At 71.7% G+C, this 22,422-nt stretch carries 20 protein-coding genes; 15 read left to right on the forward strand and 5 right to left on the reverse strand.

The window, feature by feature from the left end; all coding sequences use genetic code 11:
- Window positions 1–124: 124 nt before the first annotated feature.
- Entirely contained in the window at window positions 125–1,618 is a 1,494-nt protein-coding gene (locus ACFY5B_RS25005; RefSeq protein WP_389972676.1) for a helix-turn-helix domain-containing protein, read from the reverse strand.
- Between the two features lie 170 nt (window positions 1,619–1,788).
- On the opposite strand from ACFY5B_RS25005, the gene ACFY5B_RS25010 reads away from it, so the two are divergent.
- From ACFY5B_RS25010 to ACFY5B_RS25055, 10 genes are all read left to right on the forward strand, one after another.
- Window positions 1,789–2,409 (forward strand): L-threonylcarbamoyladenylate synthase, encoded by a 621-nt coding sequence (locus ACFY5B_RS25010; protein WP_053672481.1) that lies wholly within the window; start codon window positions 1,789–1,791, stop codon window positions 2,407–2,409.
- Between the two features lie 145 nt (window positions 2,410–2,554).
- Complete coding sequence (locus tag ACFY5B_RS25015) at window positions 2,555–3,310, forward strand: dienelactone hydrolase family protein (protein ID WP_389972678.1); 756 nt, start codon at window positions 2,555–2,557, stop codon at window positions 3,308–3,310.
- Window positions 3,311–3,431: 121 nt separating this feature from the next.
- Window positions 3,432–4,262, forward strand: a complete 831-nt coding sequence (locus tag ACFY5B_RS25020) for an MHYT domain-containing protein (protein WP_389972680.1) — start codon at window positions 3,432–3,434, stop codon at window positions 4,260–4,262.
- A gap of 46 nt (window positions 4,263–4,308) precedes the next feature.
- Entirely contained in the window at window positions 4,309–5,814 is a 1,506-nt protein-coding gene (locus tag ACFY5B_RS25025; protein WP_389972682.1) for a metallophosphoesterase family protein, read from the forward strand.
- 80 nt (window positions 5,815–5,894) lie between these two features.
- Window positions 5,895–6,923: an LLM class flavin-dependent oxidoreductase gene (locus ACFY5B_RS25030; RefSeq protein WP_389972684.1), complete on the forward strand. Its 1,029-nt coding sequence runs from the start codon at window positions 5,895–5,897 to the stop codon at window positions 6,921–6,923.
- Window positions 6,924–7,406: 483 nt separating this feature from the next.
- On the forward strand, window positions 7,407–7,517 hold the full coding sequence (locus ACFY5B_RS25035; protein ID WP_389972686.1) for a keywimysin-related RiPP: 111 nt from the start codon (window positions 7,407–7,409) through the stop codon (window positions 7,515–7,517).
- Between the two features lie 26 nt (window positions 7,518–7,543).
- Window positions 7,544–9,394, forward strand: a complete 1,851-nt coding sequence (locus ACFY5B_RS25040) for a lasso peptide isopeptide bond-forming cyclase (RefSeq protein ID WP_389972688.1) — start codon at window positions 7,544–7,546, stop codon at window positions 9,392–9,394.
- 48 nt (window positions 9,395–9,442) lie between these two features.
- The gene (locus ACFY5B_RS25045; protein ID WP_389972690.1) at window positions 9,443–9,697 is read left to right on the forward strand and encodes a lasso peptide biosynthesis PqqD family chaperone; all 255 of its coding nucleotides are present in this window, start codon (window positions 9,443–9,445) and stop codon (window positions 9,695–9,697) included.
- Entirely contained in the window at window positions 9,694–10,131 is a 438-nt protein-coding gene (locus tag ACFY5B_RS25050) for a lasso peptide biosynthesis B2 protein (protein ID WP_389972692.1), read from the forward strand. The genes ACFY5B_RS25045 and ACFY5B_RS25050 overlap by 4 nt, the downstream gene beginning before the upstream one ends.
- 143 nt (window positions 10,132–10,274) lie before the next feature.
- Complete coding sequence (locus tag ACFY5B_RS25055) at window positions 10,275–12,026, forward strand: ABC transporter ATP-binding protein (RefSeq protein WP_389972777.1); 1,752 nt, start codon at window positions 10,275–10,277, stop codon at window positions 12,024–12,026.
- A gap of 9 nt (window positions 12,027–12,035) precedes the next feature.
- Here the strand turns inward: ACFY5B_RS25055 and ACFY5B_RS25060 are convergent, their stop codons facing one another.
- A complete protein-coding gene (locus ACFY5B_RS25060; protein WP_389972694.1) occupies window positions 12,036–13,208 on the reverse strand; it encodes an epoxide hydrolase family protein in 1,173 nt (390 codons plus the stop codon).
- An 82-nt stretch (window positions 13,209–13,290) separates the two neighbouring features.
- Here ACFY5B_RS25060 and ACFY5B_RS25065 point away from each other — a divergent pair, with 82 nt between their 5' ends.
- The gene (locus tag ACFY5B_RS25065) at window positions 13,291–13,866 is read left to right on the forward strand and encodes a CGNR zinc finger domain-containing protein (protein WP_389972696.1); all 576 of its coding nucleotides are present in this window, start codon (window positions 13,291–13,293) and stop codon (window positions 13,864–13,866) included.
- Between the two features lie 99 nt (window positions 13,867–13,965).
- On the opposite strand, the gene ACFY5B_RS25070 is transcribed toward ACFY5B_RS25065, so the two are convergent.
- Together ACFY5B_RS25070 and ACFY5B_RS25075 are read right to left on the reverse strand one after the other, a co-directional pair.
- Window positions 13,966–14,940, reverse strand: a complete 975-nt coding sequence (locus ACFY5B_RS25070; protein ID WP_389972697.1) for a TauD/TfdA dioxygenase family protein — start codon at window positions 14,938–14,940, stop codon at window positions 13,966–13,968.
- A 117-nt stretch (window positions 14,941–15,057) separates the two neighbouring features.
- Window positions 15,058–16,602, reverse strand: coding sequence for a glycoside hydrolase family 32 protein (locus ACFY5B_RS25075; RefSeq protein ID WP_389972699.1), 1,545 nt, complete (start codon window positions 16,600–16,602; stop codon window positions 15,058–15,060).
- A gap of 161 nt (window positions 16,603–16,763) precedes the next feature.
- Here ACFY5B_RS25075 and ACFY5B_RS25080 point away from each other — a divergent pair, with 161 nt between their 5' ends.
- Genes ACFY5B_RS25080 through ACFY5B_RS25095 form a run of 4 tightly spaced genes read left to right on the forward strand, consistent with a single transcriptional unit; the run spans window position 16,764 to window position 21,371 of the window.
- Window positions 16,764–18,173: an extracellular solute-binding protein gene (locus ACFY5B_RS25080; protein ID WP_389972701.1), complete on the forward strand. Its 1,410-nt coding sequence runs from the start codon at window positions 16,764–16,766 to the stop codon at window positions 18,171–18,173.
- Window positions 18,170–19,126 carry a carbohydrate ABC transporter permease gene (locus tag ACFY5B_RS25085; protein WP_389972703.1) on the forward strand — a complete coding sequence of 319 codons (957 nt, stop codon included), beginning with the start codon at window positions 18,170–18,172 and terminating at the stop codon, window positions 19,124–19,126. The genes ACFY5B_RS25080 and ACFY5B_RS25085 overlap by 4 nt, the downstream gene beginning before the upstream one ends.
- Before the next feature lie 17 nt (window positions 19,127–19,143).
- The gene (locus ACFY5B_RS25090) at window positions 19,144–19,998 is read left to right on the forward strand and encodes a carbohydrate ABC transporter permease (RefSeq protein ID WP_389972705.1); all 855 of its coding nucleotides are present in this window, start codon (window positions 19,144–19,146) and stop codon (window positions 19,996–19,998) included.
- Window positions 19,995–21,371, forward strand: coding sequence for a glycoside hydrolase family 32 protein (locus tag ACFY5B_RS25095; RefSeq protein WP_389972707.1), 1,377 nt, complete (start codon window positions 19,995–19,997; stop codon window positions 21,369–21,371). The genes ACFY5B_RS25090 and ACFY5B_RS25095 overlap by 4 nt, the downstream gene beginning before the upstream one ends.
- On the opposite strand, the gene ACFY5B_RS25100 is transcribed toward ACFY5B_RS25095, so the two are convergent.
- On the reverse strand, window positions 21,334–22,398 hold the full coding sequence (locus ACFY5B_RS25100; protein WP_389972779.1) for a LacI family DNA-binding transcriptional regulator: 1,065 nt from the start codon (window positions 22,396–22,398) through the stop codon (window positions 21,334–21,336). The two genes, ACFY5B_RS25095 and ACFY5B_RS25100, sit on opposite strands and share 38 nt — an antisense overlap.
- Window positions 22,399–22,422: the final 24 nt, after the last annotated feature.

A 22,422-nucleotide genomic window follows, 5' to 3' on the forward strand; every position in this document is an offset into this window, starting at 1 on the left:
CTTGTGAACCGTGTCGATGCCCGCTGCACGCTCAACGGGGCTCACCCGTGCACAGCTGAGTCCGGATGGCCCGGTTTCGTCCCGCCCGGATCCGGCCAACCGGTTGCCACGGAGGCAGACTGGCTCACTCCGGGCCCTGCAGGACCGGCAGGTCGAGGTCGCCCACGATCAGGTGCGCCAGGACGACCTCGTACAGGTCGGTGCCCGCGGCGAGCAGCTGGCGTTCCAGGACGGGTTCGGCGCTGCGGACGTGTTCGCGCACGGTCTGGGCGTGCACACCCAGGGCCTGCGCGGCCCGTTCGGCGTTGCCGCCGACGGCTATCCAGGTGCGCAGCGTCCGGCGCGGATTGCGGGCGTCGGCGTCGAGCCGCCCCAGCAGATCCTGACCCCAGGTGCGTACGGCGGGGCCGGACAGCAGGTCGGCGAGCCGCAGATCCGGCTCCCCGGCGACGCCGTCGGCCGGTGCGTCGGGCAGTCCGATCCGGGTGTTGATCGCCAGGTGGACCACGGCCCGGACCGTGAGGTCGGCGAAGTCGGTGCCGAGCAGGGCCTCGACGCGTTCCATGCGGGCGCGGACGGTGTTGCGGCTGACGCCGAGGACCTTGGCGGCGTTGACGGCGGTGAACTCCAGGCCGAGCCGGGTGGTGGCGAGGAGCTCGGCGCGGGTGTGGTGCGGCAGGGTGTCGAGGGGGCGCAGCACGCGGGACGTCCACCCGCGCAGCGCCACCGGGTCCATCAGGCGTTCGGGGTGGGTGCGCTCGGCGTAGACGGCCGTCTTGTCGGGCCGGAAGTGGGCCACGGCCAACGCGCTGACGGCCTGCCCGTAGGCGGTGGCGGTCTGGGCGAGGCTCTGGCGGACGCTGCCGCCGAGGAAGAGGTCCGGGTTGCGTCCGACGAGGGACCGCAGGGCGTCGCCCGTGGTCTCCCTGGGGCCGACGACGATCACGTGCCCGTCCATGGCAGGGCAGCGCACGACCAGGGCGTCCTCGCGGGTGCTGTCCAGGCACTCCTCGGCGACGCGGTCGCGTACCTCGGGAGCGGATTCGACGACGTACACGCACGCCGTATCGGCATCGAGCAGCCCGGGCCAGAGTCCGGCGGCGACGCGGCGGGCGGCGATGGTGTCCTCGACCATCAGCAGCTGCAGGATCGCCAGGCGCAGATCGGAGGTGGCCCGGCGCAGCCGGTGCCCGGCCGCGGTCGACTCGCTCGCCGTCAGCAGCAGTTCGATCACCTGGGCGGTGTGCGTGACGACGCCGGAGGCCCGCCGGTCGAAGGGGTCCTGCCGCGAGACGGCCAGCACGCACGCGTGGGACGGGTGCTCCACCCTGACCAGGCGCAGGTGGCGCTCCCGGCTCTCCCAGGCGGCGGAGGCGATCCGGCCGGCGGTGATGTCCGCGACCAGGTCCTCGTCCAGCGGAAGCCGGTTTCCGGCGATGAGGTTCCCGGCGGCGTCCTGCAGGGCCACGGTCGCGCCCACGGCGCCGGCGAGCCAGGCGACGACTCTGCGGACATCGCGCCCGGCCGGACGCAGGTGCTCGAGCAGTTCCTCCGCCCAGTCCGGATCCGTGCCGGCCTGCGCCTCACGCTGCCGGTTCCCGCACTCTCGGCCAGCCACTCGGCCTTCCCCTCGCTCCTCGCGCCGCCTCCGGCACACCGGTCGGGGACGTTACCTCAGGTCCGCAGGGCGATCCTCCCGGCCCGGACGTCGGACGGCGAGGGGCGGGTGCCCCCGGGCCCGGCCCCCTCCTGCGCCGCCGCCCCGCGCCGGCGGCATAAGCTCGACGGATGGCGAAGTACTACGACGTGCACCCCGACAACCCGCAGGCCCGCACCATCGGCCAGATCGCCGACAGCATCCGCGCCGACGCTCTTGTCGCCTACCCCACGGACTCCTGCTACGCACTGGGCTGCCGTATCGGCAGCCGTGACGGCATCGACCGGATCCGCACGATCCGCAAGCTGGACGACCGGCACCACTTCACCCTCGTGTGCCAGGACTTCGCCCAGCTCGGCCAGTTCGTGCGGATCGACAACGACGTGTTCCGCGCGATCAAGGCGTCGACGCCCGGCAGCTACACGTTCATCCTGCCCGCGACGAAGGAGGTGCCGCGCGTGCTGCAGCACCCCAAGAAGAAGACGGTCGGGGTGCGCATCCCCGACCACGTCGTCACCCAGGCGCTGCTCGCCGAACTCGGTGAGCCGCTGCTGTCCAGCACCCTGCTGCTGCCCGGCGAGGAGGAGCCGATGACGCAGGGCTGGGAGATCAAGGACCTGCTCGATCACGTGCTGGACGGAGTGGTCGACTCCGGCGACTGCGGTACCGAGCCGACGACGGTCGTCGATTTCTCCGGCGGGGAGGCCGAGATCGTGCGGCACGGCGCGGGCGATCCCTCACGGTTCGAGTAAAGCGCGCGCCAAAGGCCGTTCACGGTTCAACCGTGTGTCGGGGGTGGGCGAAATGCCCCGGGACGGGCGTGTCACGATGACCATGATCCGCCCGGTCACGCGGACGGGTTGCAGGCCCCCACCCCCGCAGAGAGGCAGCCCAGCCATGAGCGCCGTACAGGGAACCGCCGTCGACATCCCCACCGAGGACGGCACCGCCGACGCCTATCTGGCCCACCCCGCCGACGGGGCCGCCCACCCGGCGGTCCTGCTGTTCATGGACGCCTTCGGTCTGCGTCCGCAGCTGCGGTCCATGGCGGACCGGCTGGCCGCCGAGGGCTACACGGTGCTGGCGCCGAACGTGTTCTACCGACACGGTCGCGCGCCTCTGTTCGACCTTCCCGAGTTCATCGACCCGGGTGCGCGTCCGGAGATATTCGAGCGCATCGTGCCGGTCATGCAGGACCTGACGAACGAGCGGGCGATGCGGGACGCCGGTGCGTACCTGCGGTGGCTGGCCGAGTCGCCCGCGGTGGCCGACGGTCCGGTCGCGCTGACCGGTTACTGCATGGGCGCCCGCCTGTCGCTGCTCACCGCGGGCACCTACCCGGAGCGGGTCGCGGCGGCGGCCGGCTTCCACGGCGGGCGGCTGGCCACGGACACCCCGGACAGCCCCCACCTGGTGGCCGGCAAGGTCACCGCCGAGCTGTACTTCGGCCACGCCGACCAGGACCACTCCCTGCCCGAGGAGCAGATCGAGCGCCTGGAGGACGCCCTGACGGCGGCGGGCGTGCGCCACCGGTGCGAGGTGTACACGGGCGCGCCGCACGGATTCACGCAGGCCGACACCGCGTCGTACCACCAGGAGGGCGACGAGCGGCACTGGTCGGCGCTGCTGGACCTGCTGAAGCGCACATTCTGACCTCAATCGACTCCTTGGTGACACGAGTTGACGACCTACCGACGGTAAGGGCTTGCTCTCCCGTGATCCCTGCGCGTAGACCTTGCTGAACACCAGTCAGGACTCTGGGGGGAGTTGACTCTTGGACGGTACGGTCGACGGGTTCCGCTACGGTGCGGTGACCCCGGTGGCGGCCTATCTGATGGCCTGCTTGGGAGGGGCGCTCGGGCTGCGGTGCATCGTGCGCTCGCTGCTCAACGCGCAGTCGTGGAAGACGGGCTGGCTCGCGTTAGGCGCCGCCTCCATCGGGTGCGGCATCTGGACGATGCACTTCATCGCCATGATCGGCTTCCATGTGGAGGAGACCCGGGTTCGGTACGACGCGGCCACCACGGTGCTCAGTCTCGTCGTGGCCGTCGCCGTGGTGGGCGTCGGCGTGTTCATCGTCGGCCACCGCGGCACCAGCGCTGTCACGCTGGCCGTCGCGGGGGCGGTCACCGGACTGGGCGTGGCGGGCATGCACTACCTCGGCATGGCGGCGCTGCGGCTGAACGGCGACGTCGGCTACGACCCGGTCGGTGTCGCGCTGTCCGTGCTGATCGCCGTCGGGGCCGCGACCGCCGCGCTGTGGTCGGCCGTCACCATCCGCGGGTTCCTCATGAGCCTCGGTGCGAGCCTGGTGATGGGCGTGGCGGTGTCCGGTATGCACTACACGGGCATGGCCGCCGTCAGCGTCCATGTGCACGACGCGACCGGCGGGACGTGGGCGGGCGAGTCGCCCACGTCCCTGCTGCTGCCGATGCTGCTGGGGCCGGTGGTCTTCCTGCTGCTGGCCGGAGTCGTGGTGATGTTCGATCCGCTGCTGGTGCTGGGCGAGCGGACGTCCGCACGGCAGGACACGCCGACCGCCGGCTCCGCGGCGCCACGTCGCCCGGCATGGCGCACCACGGCCTCGTCCACGCGCGAGCGGTGAGCGGCCCACCCACCGGCGGGGCAAGATCGATTGCTACGGTGCACCGGTGTCCGACTCCTCACGCGATACCGCCGAAGGCGCCGGCTGGGGCACCAGCGAACGGGGCGCGTACACGCGGTTGATGCCGCCGAAGTCCGAGAAGATCTCCTGGCTGAGCCCGAAGATGCTGTGGCTCGCCCGCAACGGCGTGCTGGCCTCCTGGTTCGGGGACCCCACCGGCCGGACGCGCAGCCGGTGGGTGGCACAGCGGGCGGCCTCCGGCGCACCGGCCGACCGGGTGATCCGCCGGGACGACCCGGACCGGTTCTCCTTCCTGGTCATCGGTGACACCGGCGAGGGCGACGACCCCCAGTACGCCGTCGTGCCGGGGTTTCTCAAGGCGGGTCAGGACACCCGCTTCGCCGTGCTGGCCAGTGACGTGATCTACCCGGTGGGCGGTGCGGACGACTACGGCACCAAGTTCTTCCGCCCCTACCGGGACTACCGGGCGCCGATCTACGCGATACCCGGCAACCACGACTGGTACGAGGATCTCGGCGGTTTCATGCGCGTCTTCTGCGACGACGCCCCGCCCCTGCCGCCCGAACCCCGGCCGCGTCCTCTCACCCGGGCCTGGCTGCGGTCGCTGCTGTGGCACCGGCCGCGTCCGGACGCGGGACAACGCCTCGCCGAGGCACGCACGTTGCGCGAGGCGCCCGAGCAACAGGCCGTCCAGCCGGGCCCGTACTGGGCGGTCGACGCCGGCCCGCTGCGGATCATCGGCATCGACACCGGTCTGCTCGGCACCCTCGATGCCGAGCAGGGCGCGTGGCTGCGCGAGGTGTCCCGGGGGCCCCGCCCGAAGATCCTCGTCACCGGCTCTCCCTTGTACGTGGACGGCCGGCGCGAGCCCTGCGCCATCGAAGGGGGCGGCACCGTCGACGACATCGTCCGCGACCCGGAGCACCACTACGTGGCGGCGATCGGCGGCGACATCCACAACTACCAGCGCTACCCGGTCCGGCTGGCCGACGGCCGCACGCTCCAGTACGTCGTCGCCGGCGGGGGCGGCGCGTTCATGCACGCCACCCACACGATCCCGCGCGTCGACGTCGCGGGCGTCACCGAGCAAGACTTCCGCTGCTACCCGCTGCGCGGCGACTCCCTGGCCTTCTACAGCCGGCTCTACGGCCGCCGGCTGCGGATGCGCCGCTTCTTCACCCTCACCGAGGGCGAGGCGACGGCTGTGATCGCCGAGCGGCTCGGCATCAAGCCCACCCGCACCCCGGGCGCCTCGGCCCGACTCACCCGTCGCGTCCGCCTGGTCGCCGGACTGCTCGGAACCAGCCGTCGCCCCGACCGGGCCAAGCGGTTCCGGCTGCCCGTGCGGAAGATCTACACCTCCCTGTTCTCGCCGAGCTCGGCGACGTACGACCCGCCGTTCTTCAAGTGCTTCCTGCGCCTGGACGTCTCCCCGGAGGCGGTCCGGCTGCGCTGCTTCGCGGCGACCGGCAACCGCGCCCAGGAGGTCGCCCCGCCGGTCGAGGACGAGGTGCTGATCCCGCTGCGCTGACCGGGCGGAACGGGAACAGCGAGGGCCGCTCCCGGGTTGGAAGCGTCGTACACCATTGAAAGTTCAATGAGGGAGGGCTCGTGCCGCCGACCCCACGACCGCTGCGCAAGCTGGGTTTTCTGACCATCGGGCTGTTCGACCCGGCGGACCCGCGCCCGGGCCACGAGTCCACCCTGGAGATCATCGAGCTGGGCGAGCGCCTCGGCTTCGACAGCGCGTGGGTGCGTCACCGGCATCTGCAGCACGGCATCTCCTCCCCCGTCGCCGTACTGTCGGCGGCCTCCCAGCGCACGCGCCGTATCGAGCTGGGCACGGCGGTGATCCCGCTCGGGTGGGAGAACCCGCTGCGGCTGGCCGAGGACCTGGCCACCGTCGACCTGCTGTCGGGCGGACGCCTCAACCCGGGCGTGAGCGTGGGCCCGCCCATGCATTTCGACCAGGTCAAGGGCGCGCTCTACCCGGACACGGCCGACGCCGAGGACTTCGGATACGGGAGGGTGGAGCGGCTGCTGGACTTCGTGCGGGGCAAGCCGGCGACGGACTTCAGCGGCGTCGAGGGCTTCGAGGTCTTCTCCGACCGGGTACAGCCGCACTCCCCCGGCCTGGGCCGCCGTCTCTGGTACGGCGGTGGCAGCCTGCGGTCGGCCCGATGGGCCGGTGAGCACGGCATGAACCTCCTCTCCAGCAGTGTCGTGAAGGCCGAAGAGCCCGAAGGTCCCTACGACTTCGCGGAGGTCCAGCTCGCGCAGATCCGCGCCTTCCGGGCCGCCCATCCCGACGGCGAGGCCGCCCGGGTCTCGCAGGGCCTGGTCGTCATCCCCACCGACTCCGCCTCGCCCGCCCAGCGTGCCCGCTACGAGGAGTACGCCGCACAGCGCACTCCCCGCACGGCGACGCCGCAGGGCCCGGCGCGGCTGCTGTTCGCGCCCGACCTGGTGGGCACCTCGGCCGAGATCGCCGAACGACTGCGCGCGCACGCGGCGTTCCGGGAGGTGGACGAGGTGGCGTTCGCCCTGCCGTTCTCCTTCGAGCACGAGGACTACGTGCAGATCCTCACCGACATGGCGACAAAGCTCGGCCCGGCCCTGGGATGGCACCCGGGCACGTAGGGCCTGTCGGTGCCGTCCTCGGCGAAGAGGCTCGGGGACTTGAGCTCGGGACGTGGGCTCGGGGACTTCCAAGCCAACGCGGGAACTTCCAAGCCAAGGGGAGCACGTCGTAGGCGCCCAGTGCGCCCCGGCGGCGCCCACCCGGGCCGCCGTCGGACCCGTCCTGGCAGGTGCCGTGAGCATCTGCCGGAGTCCCATGTCAAAACGTTCATGCAACCCTTCGCGCACCCGGGTCGCATCATCGGTCTGCGTCGTCGCCGACCGAACGAGAGCCGGCGCACCACCCGATAGATTCGGATTTTGCATATTATCCGAGCTTCGCAAAGGCTCTTGCCTTGGTCTCACGCTCTGCAGCTAGCTGGTGATGCGTCCGCTTCCCGGCCGGGTTCCCGATGAGCCCGTCGCCGACCGGCGGCACCTGGGCCCGTTCCCGGCGCTGTCGGTCAGGGAGGCGTTCTGCGAACCTGCACATGAGGAGTGGTCATGAAGAAGGCATACGAGGCACCGACGCTCGTCCGGCTCGGTACGTTCCGGAAGCAGACGGGGCTCCTCGGGCGCTCCGGCAACGACCGGCTGATCCTGAGCAAGAACTGACGACCGACGGTTCTTGACCCGACGTCATGACTGAACTGCACGAAAGTGCGGGGACGGGCCCCGGCGACGCGCACTTCGCGGTCTTCACGGACCGTGCGGACGCGGCCGCCGCGGCCCGCTCCTTCGCCCGCCCCGGAACCCGGACCCTCGCACACGCGTCGGGCCGGCCCTGGCTGGTCGGCCACTGGCACGACGACGACATCGTCACCGCGAGCGTCGGCGGCGCCTCCCTGGCCGTCGTCGGCTGCTGCCCCATCGACGCCGACGAACTGCGGCGCCGGGCCGCACGGTTGCGTGAGCTCACGGAGCTCGACGCACTGGCCCGGTCCCTCCCCGGCAGTTTCCACCTCGTCGGTGCCCTCGACGGTCGGCTCAGAGTGCAGGGCACGGCCTCCGGACTGCGGCTCGTCTTCCACGCGGAGATCGACGGCGTGCGCGTGGCCGCCACCCGCGCCGACACTCTGGCCACCGTCCTGGGCCTGGAGCCCGACGTGGAGGAACTGGCCGTCAGGCTGCTGTGGCCCGCCCCGTACCCGCTGTTCGAGACCTCGATGTGGCGGGCGGTCACCGCCGTTCTCCCACAGGACGCCGTGGTCATCGCCGCGGACGGCCGCAGCGTACGGCACACCCGGTGGTGGACACCGCCGGAGCCGGTCCGGCCGCTCGCCGATACGGCTCCCCTGATCCGGACGGCACTGGAGGAGGCCGTCGGCGCCCGCACCCGTCAGGGGGGCGTGGTGAGCTGCGATCTGTCCGGGGGCCTGGACTCGACCTCCGTCTGCTTCCTGGCCGACCGCTCGCCCGCCCGCGTGCTGGCGAGCACGTGGCCCGGACGGGATCCGGCGGACACCGACCTGATCTGGGCCGAGCGGGCGATGGGGTACCTGCCGGACGTCGAGCACGTCGTCTGGGACGCCGACTCCTCACCGCTGGTCTACGAGGACCTGCTCGGCATCGACGACCTCCTCGACGAACCCACCATCGGCGTCATGGACCGTTCCCGGGTGCTGCACCACCTGCCCGGCCTCGCCGCACGCGGCAGCCGGTTGCACCTGACCGGCATCGGCGGCGACCACGTGGCATGGTGCTCCGAGGCGTACTACCACCGGCTGCTGCGCACCCGTCCGCTGTTCGCCCTGCGCCAGTTGCGCGGATTCCGGGCGCTGTGGCAATGGCCGCTCGGCGGCACACTCCGCGCTCTCGCCGACTCCCGGCCGTACCGGAGGTGGCTCACCGACGCCGCCGGTGACCTGCGGGGCCCGTTGCCCCCGTCCGTCGCGACGGGTCTCGGCTGGGGCATGGCCCCGCGCCTGTTCGACTGGGTGACTCCCGAGGCCGAGCGGATGGCGCGCCGGGCCCTGCTCGACGCGGCGGCGACGACCTCTCCGCTGCATCCGGACCGCGGGCTCCACACCGACCTGGAGCAGATCCGCTCGTGCACCCGCGTCATCCGGCAGTGGGACCGGATGGCGGCCCGCGCGGGCCTGCCGATGGCCTCTCCCTTCCTGGACGACCGCGTCATCGAGGCGTGCCTCTCCGTACGCCCGGGCGAGCGCGTCACGCCCTGGCGGTACAAGCCCGTCCTGAGCGCCGCGATGCGCGGGATCGTGCCCGAGGAGTGCCTGCAGCGCAGCAACAAGGCCACGGCCTCCATGGACGCCTCCAACGGACTGCGCGAACACCGTGCCGACCTCTTGGCCCTGTGGGAGGACTCACGGCTGGCGGAACTGGGCCTGGTGGACGGCGCCGAGCTGCGCCGCCTCGCCCGGCGGCCCGCCTCCCCGGGGCTCTCCGACGCCATCCTCTACTCCACGATCGCCGCGGAGGTGTGGCTGCGCGGGCTCGCCCGCGGCCGCGCCCATGTCCCGCAACCCTGACCGGCACCCCGTCGGACAGCCCGTCAGACACGTCAGAAAGGCCCCCACATGCCCCTGCGGTTCGGCGCCAACGTCTCCACGGCCGAGACCGACTACGGCACGGTTCTGCTGGACGAACAAGTCGGTTCCTACTGGGAATTGAACCCGACGGCCACCTTGGTGGTGCGGACGCTGCTGGACGGCGGCGAGGAGGCGGACGCGGCCGCCGCCCTGGTCCGGGAGTTCGACATCGACCGGGCGCAAGCCCTCCAGGACGTCGAGACGCTGGTCCGCGAGCTGCGTGAGGCGGGGCTCGCCTCATGACGACGCCCAGCGCGCTGGAGCGGCCCACCGGTGTGTCCCTGGCCCGGCGCCTGACCGCCCGCCTCGTCCTGCTCCCCGCCGTCTGCCTCGCTCTGCTGCCGCCCCGCCACATCCGCACCGTGCTCGGCGTCCTGCGGCGCGGCGCCGCACCGGCGACCACCGGGCAGGCCCAGAACGCACGCGACGCCATGTGCGCCGTCAGCCTGCGTTGCGCCGGGCCGAAGGGGTGCCTGCCACGCTCCCTGGGAGCGGCACTGCTGTGCCGGCTCGGCGGAACGTGGCCGACCTGGTGCACCGGCGTACGGGTCACCCCGCCCTTCACCGCGCACGCCTGGGTCGAGGCCGAAGGCCTGCCCGTCGGCGAGGGAGTCCCGCAGGGCTATTTCGCCCGGCTGGTGGCCGTCGCCCCGCTGCCGGGGCCCGCCGACCGATGACCGGCGCGACCGTCCCGCACGGCGGCCGGCCCCCGGCCGCCGGAACCGAATCCGAGACCGAGACCGAGACCGAGACCGAGACCGACAAGTCCGCTACCGGCAAATCCGCTACCGACAGATCCACTCTGACTGCGGTGGCCACCATGTACCGGCTCACCGCCGGGCATCGCAGCGCCATCGCCGTGGCCAGCGTGCTGACCCTCGTCGGCTCCGCCCTCGGGCTGGCCCAGCCGCTCGTCGCCAAGCACGTCGTGGACGCGAGCGGCCGCGGACAGGTGATCTGGCCGCTGCTGGCCCTCCTCGGCGCGCTGTTCGTCGTCGAGGCGGGGACGGGGGCGGCGGGGCGCTTCCTTCTGGAACGGATGGGCGAAGGCGTCGTACGCCAGCTCCGGCACGGGCTGGTGGGCCGGCTGCTCCGCCTGGAGATGAGGGAGTACGACCGCCACCGGAGCGGTGACCTCATCTCCCGGGTGACCGCCGACACCACCTTGCTGCGGGAGGTCGTCTCGCAGGCCCTGGTCGATCTCGTGACGGGAAGCCTGGTCGCGGCCGGGGCGATCGCCCTCATGGCGTGGCTGGACCCGCTGCTGCTGCTCCTGGTCGCCGTGACCGTGGCGGCGTCGGCCGTGGTGGTCGCCTCACTGCTCACGGGCATCAGGAACGCCTCCGAACACATGCAGGGCTCGGTCGGTGCCGTCGCCGCCGATCTCGAACGCGCCCTGAGTGCCCTGCCGATGGTCCGTGTGCACCGGGCCGAGGAGCGGGAGGCGGCCGGCATCGGCTCCCGCGTGGACGCGGCCTACGGCGCGGGGGTGCGCACCGCGAAGCTCGCCTCCGTGATGAGCTCGGCGGTGGAACTCGCCGTGCAGGGCTCCTTTCTCATCGTCCTGGTCGTCGGCGGCCTGCGCGTCGGCGGTCACGCCGGTTCCCTCGGTGACCTCGTCGCGTTCCTGCTGTACGCCTCGTACCTCGTCCTCCCACTGTCCTCCGTCTTCCGCGCGGTCGGCCTCGTCCAACGCGGGATGGGCGCCTACCAGCGCATCGACGAGGCACTCCACCTCCCGGTGGAACCCACCGCACCACGGAACCCGACGGACCACGCACCGGCACCGCAGCCGACCGGACCGTCCGGGACTCGTGAACAGCCCGTCCTCGCCCTGCGCGACGTCCACTTCGGCTACGAACCGGAGCGGCCGGTCCTCCGCGGTGTGTCGTTCACCGTCCCGCAGCGCCGGCACGTGGCCCTGGTGGGCCCGTCCGGAGCCGGTAAGAGCACGGTGTTCGCCCTGGTCGCGAGGTTCTACGAGCCGAATGCGGGCACCTTGCTCTTCGGCGGGCGGCCGGCGACCGAACTCACTCGTGGTGACTGCCGCCGGGGCATCGCCGTGGTCGACCAGAACACTCATGTGGTCCACGGCACCTTGCGCGACAACATCACCTACGCCGTGCCCGACGCCACGGATGCGGAGATCCGGCGCGTCGTCGAACTGGCCCGGCTCGAAGAGGTCGTCGACCGGCTGCCCGGCGGCCTGGCCACCGTCATCGGTGAACACGGCTGCAACCTCTCCGGCGGCGAACGTCAACGTGTCGCCCTCGCACGGGCGTTGCTGGCCCGGCCCGCGCTGCTCCTCCTGGACGAGCCCACCTCGCACCTCGACGCGATCAACGAAGCGGCGCTCACCACGGTCATGAAGGACGTCGCCCAGGAGTGCGCCCTGCTGGTCATCGCCCACCGTCTGTCCACCGTGCAGCACGCCGACCACATCGTGCTGCTCCAGGACGGCCGCACGGTTTCCGGCGGGCGTCACGAGGAGTTGCTGGCCGGCAGTGCCCTCTACCGCGAGCTGGCCGCGAGCCAGATGCTCCGGGCGGGCGGGGCGTCCCGGGGCGGTTGAGGACCACGTTCACCGACGAGCGGCCAACACAGCCGCGAGGCCCTCTTGCAGGTCCTGGACGAAATACTCAGGAACCTCCAGCGACGGGAAATGGCCCCCTCGTTCGGGCGACCCCCATCGGACGATCTGCCGGTACCGCTCCTGCGCCCAGGGGCGCGGACACCTCTCGACGTCGCGGGGATACACGGTGATCGCCGACGGGACGTCGACCCGCAGTTCGGGATCGAGCGAGTTGTGGCTCTCGTAGTAGATGCGGGCCGCCGATGCGCCGGTCCGCGTCAGCCAGTACAGGGTGACGTCGTCGAGAACGCGGTCCCTGGAGATCGTCTCGAACGGGCTGTCCTCGGTGTCCGACCACTCGGCGAACTTGTCGAGGATCCAGGCGAGAAGCCCGACCGGTGAGTCGACGAGCGAGTAACCGATGGTCTGCGGCCGGGTGGCCTGCTGCTTCGCGTACGCCGCGCGGTGCCGCCAGAAACGGCGGGTTTCCTCGGCCCACTCGCGCTCGACCGCGGTCAGCCCGTCCGTCGTCAACCCGGGTGGTCCCTCCGCGAACGTGGTGTGGATGCCGAGAACGTGCGCCGGGAACCTGCCGCCGAGAACCGTGGTGATATTGCCTCCCCAGTCGCCGCCGTGGGCCACGAACCTGTCGTAGCCGAGCCTTCCCATCAGTTCCACCCATGCGGCCGCGATCTTTTCTGTTCCCCACCCGGTGGTGGCCGGCTTGTCGCTGTGACCAAATCCTGGCAGCGAGGGAACCACGACGTGGAACGCCGGCGCGTCCGCCTTTCCCGGATCGGCCAACTCGTCGATCACATCGACGAATTCAGCGATACTGCCCGGCCAGCCGTGCGTCAGGATCAAAGGAGTGGCGTCCGGGCGCGCGGATCGGCGGTGCAGGAAGTGGATTCCCAGATCATCGATGGTCGTGCGGAACTGGCCGATGCGGTCAAGGCGCTCTTCGAACGACCGCCAGTCGTATCCGGTGCGCCAGTAGTTCACCAGATCGACGAGGTCGGCGAGCGGAACGCCTTGTTCCCATCGGCGAGGGTCGGGCGCGGCGCGGTGGACCGTCTCGGCCTCCGGCAGTCGCGCCGCGGCCAGTCGGGCGCGCAGATCGTCGAGGTCGGCGTCGCTCGCGTGGGCTTCAAACGCTTGCACGTCGCTGGTCGGACGGAGCATGAGACCTCCAGGCCATCGCGGAACCGGCTTAGAAGGTTCTAGCAGCCCTCGGAGTCATGCCGCAACCTGCTAAGGTGGTTCCATGCGTGGTGAGTTCCCTGACTTCCGCCTCGGCAGCGTGCTGGCGACCAGCTTCACAGGGACCCTGTCGGAGCGTCACGGCAACGCCGTGGAGCGCATTCCCACGCCGCGACGACTCGTCGACTGGCTGACGGTGAACGGCCTCGCCGTGGACTCCTGCACCACTGCACAGCTCGACCTCGCCCGGGAACTGAGGGAGTCGATTCACGCCGCCGCGACAGCGGCCGCAGTGCAGGACCCTCTCCCCGCGTCCGCTGTGCATGTCATCAATGACCGCAGCGCTCAGGGCCGGGCCGCGGCCATTCTGACGCCCGAGGGCGAGCGGCGATGGCAGCTCAGCTCGGCTTCCTGCGTGGAGGACGCTCTCGGCGTGATCGCCGCCGACGCGATCGGCATCATCGCCGGCGAACGAGACGGAAAACTGGCCTTGTGCGCATCACCGACCTGCCGAGCGGCCTTCTTCGACACCAGCCAGAGCCGCACCCGCAAATGGTGTGACATGAACACGTGCGGGAATCGTCAGAAGAAGGCGCGGTTCATCGCCAAGCAGCGCAACAACCCCGAACCGGCGGAGTGATCGTTCCTCGCTACGTCCCTGTGGGTTCCAGGCAGCCCGCCCCCGCCCGCCGACGAGGGCGCATCACTGCCCGGTCCACCGGCCCGCACCGGGCCGCGGTCACCAACGGCCGGGCGCGGTCCCGGTGATCGGCTCCGACGGCTTGCCGTCCACCCCGACGGGTACGTCCCCGGCGAGCATGACGCGGTGCATGATCCGGGGATGATCGAGATGGGCGGTGTCGCCGGGGGCGAGGTGCATGGTGGCGCGGTTGTCCCAGAACGCCACGCTGCCCGGCTCCCAGCGGAACCGGACGGTGTGCTCGGGCCGGACCGCCTGCTCCAGCAGCATTTCCAGGATCGCGCCGCTCTCGGGCCGGGAGAGGCCGTCGATCTGCTCGACGTAGTAGCCGTTGACGTACAGGATCCGCTCCCCCGTCTCCGGGTGGACGCGCACCAGGGGGTGCAGCGAGGCGACCTGCCGGTCCAGCAGATGCCGGACGTACGCGTCGTCGCCGGGCCGTGGCTGGTAGCCGACGCCCAGCCGGTGCTCGGCCCGCAGCCCGTCGACGAACTGCCGCAGCGGCGCGGAGAGTCCGGCGTACGCCGCCGCCAGGTTCGCCCAGGTGGTGTCGCCGCCGTAGGGCGGTACGGTCTCGGCGCGCAGGATGGTCGCCGCGGGCGGGTCGACGCGGGCGCCGTGGTCGCAGTGCCAGCCGCGCAGCAGGGTGTGGCGGCGGCGCCGCAGCCACTCGTCGTGCTCCATTCCGAACCGCCCGCCCAGCTCCAGCCGGTCGGCGGTCGTCTCGATCTCCGGGAAGTCCGGGGGCGAGGCCTTGCCGCGCCGCGGCAGCACCACCGGCTCCCCGAACCGCCGCGCCAGGGCCACATGCCCGGTGTGGTCCAGCCGCTGCCCACGGAAGAACACCACCTTCCACCGCAGCACCGCCGCCCTGATCGCGGCGACCACGGTGTCGTCGAGGTCCGCCGCCAGATCGACCCCGCCGATCTCGGCCCCGATGTACCCGGCGACCGGTTTCACCTCCACCCCGGCGTCCCGCACTGCCTGGTCCGTCATCGGGCTGTCCGTCGTCATGAGCGCTCCGCTGGTCGTGGGCGTGGTCCGGCCTTCCCGAAGATCGTGACAGTGATCTGCGTCGAGGGCGACCATGCCGTGACCGGCCGGTCGCGGCTGCCGGACAACCGGTCCGCCCTACATCCTGAACTCGCGGATCACGGTGTTCCGGAACACCGCCCCGCCGTCGACCGTGTAGAGCGCGAGCCCCGTGTCGACCAGGTACGGGAAGGCCGCCGACGAGTGCACGTACCGGCCGTCGTCCACGAACATCTCCACGGAGGTGCGGTCGACCAGAATGCGCAACCGCACCTCGCGCCGAGCCGGGTCGAAGGGGCTGTGGCTCTCCTGCCACCTGCCCGTCATGTCGGGCGACACGGTGGGGCGGCGGTTGAGGTAGGCGTAGTCGCGGTGGACACCGGCGTCGATGTGCCGGACGCCGTCAGGGGAGCGCCTCAGCTGCACCCCCGCCCCTGTGAGCCGGTCCCAGGTGACCTCACAGGTCAGCTCGTAGGCGGTGCCCCGGTAGTCGAGGAGGCGGGTGCCCTCGACCTCCAGGTCGCCGAGCCGCACCGTGCGGGAGACGTACCGGTCGAGCGCGGCGACCGGCCGGGACGCCAAATAGTAGGTGCCGTCGCCCGCGCGCTTCAGTGTGATCTCACGGACGATCGAGTCGGTGCCGTTGAAGCCGTCACCGTCGATGGTGGGCGTGATGTGGGCGTAGTCCCAGTTGTTCAGCCAGCCGATCGCGTAACGGGCCCCTTCGTCCAGGGTGCCGTCGGTGCCGCGCTTGTCGAAGGTGACGGCCCCGTACCAGTCCCAGCCGTGGTCGAGCCACTGCGGATCGGTCGCGTCGGCGGTGAAGGTGCTGCCGTCGAAGCCGCCCGTCCAGTACGCGTAGGTGTTCGGCAGGCCGGTGGCCTTACCGTTGGCGCTCACGCCGAGCACCCACTTCACGGTGCCGTCCCCGGCGCGGATCCGGAACAGGTCGGGGCACTCCAGCACCCCGATGCCGCTCCTGATGAACCCGCTCGCGTACGTCCAGGCCTTGAGGTCGGCGGAGTGGTAGAAGCCCACCTTGTCGTTCTCGGCGAGCGCCATCACCCACCGGCCGCGTTCCTCGTCGCGGATCACCTTCGGGTCGCGGAAGTCACGCACGCCGGGGTTGGGCAGCACCGGGTCGGTGCCGTGCGGGGTGAAGGTGCGTCCGCCGTCGGTGGAGTAGTACAGGTACTGCGCCTGGTCGGCCGGGCCGTCGTGCGGTGACATCGTGGCCAGCACGACGACCGCGCCCGCCCCGAAACCGGCCGTGTCGTGCGTGTCGACCACCGCCGACCCCGACCAGACGTCGCCGCCCGGCGTGGTGTCCTTGGGCACGGCGGTCCCCCGGTCCGTGAAGGAGACCAGGTCGGTGCTGGTGGCCAGGCGCCAGGCGGTGCCGATCTCACCGGCCAGGTAGTCGGCGTTGTGCAGGTAGTAGTAGTGATAGCTGCCGTCGATCCAGACCGGCCGCTGCGGGTCGTTCTTCCACTGCTCGGGGACGGTGAAGTGGTACCCGGCCCGGTAGCTCGCCCGGACCGTCCTGCCGGGCCCGGCCTCGGCCCGCCGTGCTGCCGGCAACACGGCGCCCGCCGCGCCCACGGCCGACCCGGCGAACAGCGTCCTCCTGGTGATCCCGCCCATCACACACCTCGTTCGTCTCGTCGGAAACGGCGGCTCATGGGATCAGGACTCTCGGACCTAACTCGTTAAAGGTCAAGCGGTCGCACGCCTTGACAGGCCCGTTCCGCCCTCACATCATCTGGGGCATCAACCCACGGCTAACACGAGTTAGGCCCCACACGATGACCAACTCGCACCTCACCCGCCGCGCCCTGCTGCGGTACGGCGCCTATGGCACGGGAGCCGCCGCCCTGGCCGGCACCGCCGCGAGCTGGGACCGGCTCACCGGAGCCGACATCCCCGGCCGGGACGACGGCTCCCTCGTCGTCGCCACGCTGGGTCCCGCCTACGGGCCGGAGGCCATCCGCGCGCTCAGCGAGGGCTTCGCCGAGCTGCACCCCGACATCAAGCTGCGGATCAACGCGGTCCAGGCCGTCGACTGGTCGGACTTCTTCGCGAAGATCCTCACCCAGGTCGCCGCCGGCAGCGCCCCCGACCTCGTCTACGTCGCCACCGAGGGTGTGCAGCTCTTCGCGCAGCGGCTCGGGGTGGCCCTGGACCACTGGGTCAAGCGGGACGCGGCCGAGCTGAAGGAGTACTTCGCCGACGTCCATCCCTCGCTGGTGGAGTCGATGATGTACGAGGGCAGCCTCCACCAGCTGCCGGTGGAGTTCAACGCGGCCGACATGTACTTCAACCGCCAGGTGCTGCGCCGGGCGGGGGCGGACTTCCCGCCGGCCGACTGGACCCGGGACGACTTCACGGCACTGCTGCGGGACATGAAGAAGTCGAGCGGCGCCCGCTTCACGCCGTACTTCTGGACCAACCGGCTCTGGGGCGGTGTGGTGCCCTGGCTGTTCGCGAACGACACCAACCTGCTCGCCGAGTCCAAGGCGCCCGGCGGCGACTGGCTGTGGAACGGCTTCTATCCGGCCGCGCAGCGCAAGGGCCGGGGCGGGGGCTTCCGGTGGACGACGCCGCAGGCCTCGCACGACCGGGTGGAGGAGGTCTACGACTACCTCGCCTCCCTGATCCAGGACGGCCTGTGCACCCGCCCCGAGGGCGGCAACGGCCAGAACCTCATCGGGGTGTTCTCCACCGGCCGGGTCGGAGTCACCCCGGCGGGCGGCTTCTGGGCGGGCGGCCTGCACCTGGCCGGGATGGAGCGGGACGGGTTCGACGTGCAGTACTTCCCACGCTGGCGCACCCAGCGCATGCAGTACGGAGCGGCGGGCTACGCCCTGCTGCGCACCTCCAACATGCAGGACGAGGCGTGGGAGTTCATCAAGTACGCGGCCCGCAAGGACACCCTGGAGCGGCTGTTCGCCACGAACCAGACGACCCCGGCCCGCCGGTCCCTGCTCACCGCCGACCGCTACGCGCAGACCGGCCCGGCGCACTGGCCGGTCTTCTACGACACCCTCGACCGGTTCCCCGACACCGGACCGATCCCGGCGCCGCCGCAGGTCGCCGAGGTCGAGCAGGTGCTGCTGAAGCACACCGGCACCGCCCTGGCCTCGGCGCGTTCGGTGCGTCCCGCGCTGCGCCGGATGCAGGGCGACCTGGAGAAGGCCATGGAGCGTGACGTATGACGAACACCCAGATACCACCCGCGCGCGCCGAACGCCCCGCGGCCCCGCCCGTCCCGGCGCCGAAGGGTCCCTCGGCCCGTGACCGCGGGACCCGGCTGCTGGCCACGCTGTTCCTGGCGCCGACGATCGTCGGCATCGTGGTCTTCACGGTCGTGCCCATCGTCGGCTCGGTGGTCCTCAGCCTCTTCCACTGGAACGTCATCGACTCGCCGTCCTACGCCGGGCTCTCCAATTACGGCGAGGTGTTCGGCGACGAGACCGTGCTGGTCTCCTTCCGTAACACGCTGGTGTTCATGGTGTTCGCCGTGGCGCTGCAACTGCTCGTCGCGCTGGCCCTCGCCCTCACGCTCAACGGGCGGATGCCGGTGTGGCTGCGGTCGGTGTTCCGCTCGGCGTTCTTCTTCCCCCTGGTGCTGTCCGCCGCGTCGATCTCGGTGGTGATGAAGTACCTGTTCAACCAGGACTTCGGGGTGATCAACTGGCTGCTCGGCTTCGTCGGGATCGCGCCGGTGCCGTGGCTGACGTCGGAGAACGCGGCGATGGCGACGGTGGTCCTGGTCTACGTCTGGCAGCAGTTCGGCTTCTCGTTCCTGCTGTTCGTCGGCGGGCTGAACAACATCCCGAAGGAGATCCACGAGGCCGCCGCCCTCGACGGAGCGACGGGCCTGCGCAAGCACCTGGCCGTCACCCTGCCGCTGTTGTCGCCGACGCTGCTGGTCACATCGGTCGTCGGCATCATCAACGCGCTCCAGGTCTTCGAGCAGCCGTACGTCCTCACCAACGGCGGTCCCGGTGACTCCACCCGCACGGTCGTGATGGTCATCTACGAGACGGCGTTCGAGCAGCTGCGCTTCGGGGAGGCGTCCGCGGTGGGTGTGCTGCTGTTCGTGCTGATCATGGCGGTCACCGCCCTCCAGTTCCGGCTCAGCCGGCGTTTCGTCCACTACCAGTGAGCCGGGTGAGTCCTCCCATGAGCCAAGCAACCCTCTCCTCCAGCCGTGGGCGGCACGGCCTTGCGCCGTGGGCGCGGATCGCCGGACTGGCTGTGTGCGCGCTGCTCACCCTCGGTCCGGTGGTGTGGACGGTCTCCACCTCGCTGCGCACCCCGGCCGAGGCGTTCGACCTCCCGCCGCAGCTCATCCCGTCGAACCCGTCCACCGAGGCCTACCGCGGGGTCTTCGACCAGATCGACGTCTGGCTGCTCGCGCTCAACTCCACTCTGGTCACGGCCCTCATCGCGGTCGGCCAGATGATCACGGCGGGCCTGGCCGGATACGCCTTCGCCCGGCTGGAGTTCCGCTTCAAGAAGCCGCTCTTCGGTCTGGTCCTGGCGACGATGATGGTGCCGTTGCAGGTCACCATCGTGCCGGTGTTCCTGGTGCTGAAGTCGATGAGCCTGACCGACACCCTGCTCGGGCTGATCATCCCGGCCTTCCCGACCGCGTTCGGCACGTTCCTGATGCGCCAGTACTTCCTCGGCATGCCCAAGGACCTCGGCGAGGCGGCGATGCTGGACGGGGCCGGGCCCTGGCGGACCTTCCGGTCGGTGTACGCCCCACTGGCCGCGCCCGGCCTCGCGATCGTCGGCGTCCTGGCCTTCAACTACCACTGGAACGAGTTCTTCCGCCCGCTGATCCTGGAGACGTCGGGCCAGAACTACACCCTGCCGCTGGGCCTGGTCTCCCTCCAGGGCAACCTCGGCACCGGTTCCATCTCCGTGGTGCTGGCCGGTGTCGTCCTCTCCATGATCCCCGCCGTCGCCGTGTTCGTCGTCGGCCAGCGCCCTCTGCGGGAGGGCATCACGTCCGCAGGAGTCAACCGTTGAGCCTCGCCGCTCCCCCGCAGGACCCCAACGCCCCGCGCTTCCGGGTCCGCCCGCCCGCCAACTGGATGAACGACCCCAACGGCCCCTTCCGCTGGCGCGGCCGCCACCACCTCTTCTACCAGCACAACCCGGACGCCCCGGTGCACGCCAACGTCCACTGGGGCCACGCCTCCAGCGCCGACCTCGCCCACTGGGAGCACCATCCGATCGCCCTCACGCCCACCCCGGGCGGCCCGGACGAGGCGGGCTGCTGGTCGGGCTGCGTGGTCGACGACGAGGGCGTTCCGACGGCCGTCTACACCGGGGTGGACCGCGATCACACCGGGCTCGGCACGATCTGCCTGGCCCGGGCGGCGGACCCGGACGACCCGGCGCTGGCCGATTGGACGCCTCTGCCCGTCCCGGTGGTCACGGGCCCGCCCGATGGCCTCGATGTGGTGATGTTCCGCGACCCCTTCGTCTTCCGGCACGACGGGCGCCGCTGGGCCCTGGTCGGCGCGGGCCACGCCGACGGCACCCCTTCGGTCCTGCTCTACGACTGCGACGACCTGACCGACTGGCGGTTCGCGGGTGTGCTCCTCGACGGCCACGACCCGGTGGCCAGGGCGGCGTTCGGCGGCCGGGCGACCGGCTGGGAATGCCCGCAGCTGTACGAGGCGCAGGGCGGCGAGCGGGTGCTGGTGGTGTCGCTGTGGGACGGGCACCCGTGGACCACCGGGTACCTCACGGGCCGCCTCGACGCGGACCTGCGCCTCACCCCGCGCACCGGCGGCCTGCTCGACCACGGCCGCGACTTCTACGCGCCCGCCGTGCTCCAGGAGCCGGACCGCGTCCTGCTGTGGGGCTGGTCGTGGGAGGCACGTGAGCAGGGCGAGGCCGACTGGGCCGGTGTGCTGAGCGCACCCCGTGTCGTCGACGTCCATCCGGACGGGGCGCTGCGCGTGTCCCCGGCGCCGGAGCTGCGGAGGCTGCGCGCCGCGGAGCCGTTCGTGACGGCCCCCGGCCGGGCCGGGCTGCCGGCGGCCTACGACCTGACGGTCACCGCCCGCGAGCACACCACCGTCGGTCTGCTGCGGTCGGCCGAGGGAGCCCGGCTGACGCTCCGGCTGGACCCGGACGCGGGCACCGTGACGCTCGACCGCGACGACTGGCCCCGCAAGGAGGCAGGGGCACCGATCGTCGTCCCGGTACCGCCGGCCGAGCAGCTGACCGTGCGCGTCCTCGTGGACGGCTCGCTGTACGAGCTGTTCGTCGGCGACCGGGCCACGGTCACCGAGCGCGTCTATCAACGGACGGACGACGTCAGGGAGTTGAGCGTGACGCCCGGCGCGTCCGTCACCGGGTGGGCGCTGGTCCCACCGACGCGCGGCTGATCACCGGGCAGGCCAGGCGCCGCACCGTCGCGGGCGGTGTCCGGCCGGTGCCGATGGCGTCGAGGAGGAGACGCGCGGCCGTCTCCCCCATGGCCCGGTGGGGCAGGGCGACGGTGGTGAGGGGCGGCGCGAGGTGGGCGGCCATGTGCTCCTGGTCGTCGTAGCCCACCACCGACAGGTCGCCGGGGACGGCGATGCCGAGGCGGGTCGCGGCGTGCAGGACGCCCGCGGCGACCCGGTCGTTGTAGGTGAAGATCCCGGTGGGCCGGACCTCGGGCGGCGCGCCGTCGAGCAGGCGCGTGGCGCCCTCGTGGCCGCTGGAGATCTCCCCTCCGGTCCGCACGACCCAGTCCCGGGGGACGGTGATGCCCTCGGCGCGCAGCGCGTCGCGGAAGCCGCGCAACCGCTCCGCCGAGGCGATGTCGTCATGCCCTCCGACGATCGCGACCCGCCGGTGCCCCTGCTCCAGCAGCAACCGGGCCGCGCTGCGCCCGCCGGCGCGCTCGGCGGGGATGACGGCGGGCAGTGAGCCGTCCTCGGGCAGGCAGTTGGCCAGGACGGAGTGGGTGCGGTGCAGGCCCTCGGGGACGCGGAGGCTGCGCAGGGACATGGCCGCGTAGATGATGCCGTCGACGCGCCGGTCGAGGAGTTCGGCGACCGCCGCGTCCTCCTTGGCCGGGTCGCCGCCGGAGTCGACCGTGAGGACGAGGTGTTCGCGGGCCCAGGCGGTGTCCATGGCGCCGCGCAGCAGCCGCCCGGCGAAGGGCGAGGAGGCGATCTCGTCGGTGACCAGGCCGATCACGGCCGTACGGCTGCGGCGCAGGCCCCGGGCGACGGGGTCGGGCCGGTAGCCGAGCTGGGCGGCGGCCTGCCGGATGCGTTCCTGGGTGGCGGGCGAGAGATTGCCGACGGCGCGGCCGTTGAACACGAAGGACACGGCGGTGTGCGACACGCCGGCGAGCCGCGCGACGTCCCGCGAGGTGGCACGCCCCGACCCCGTCACCGGCTTCTCCTCGGCGCTGCCCATGCCGTCCGCCGTCCTCATCCCCCA

It is taken from the genome of Streptomyces sp. NPDC013187 (assembly GCF_042899705.1).
Taxonomy (GTDB): Bacteria; Actinomycetota; Actinomycetes; order Streptomycetales; family Streptomycetaceae; genus Streptomyces; species Streptomyces hawaiiensis_A.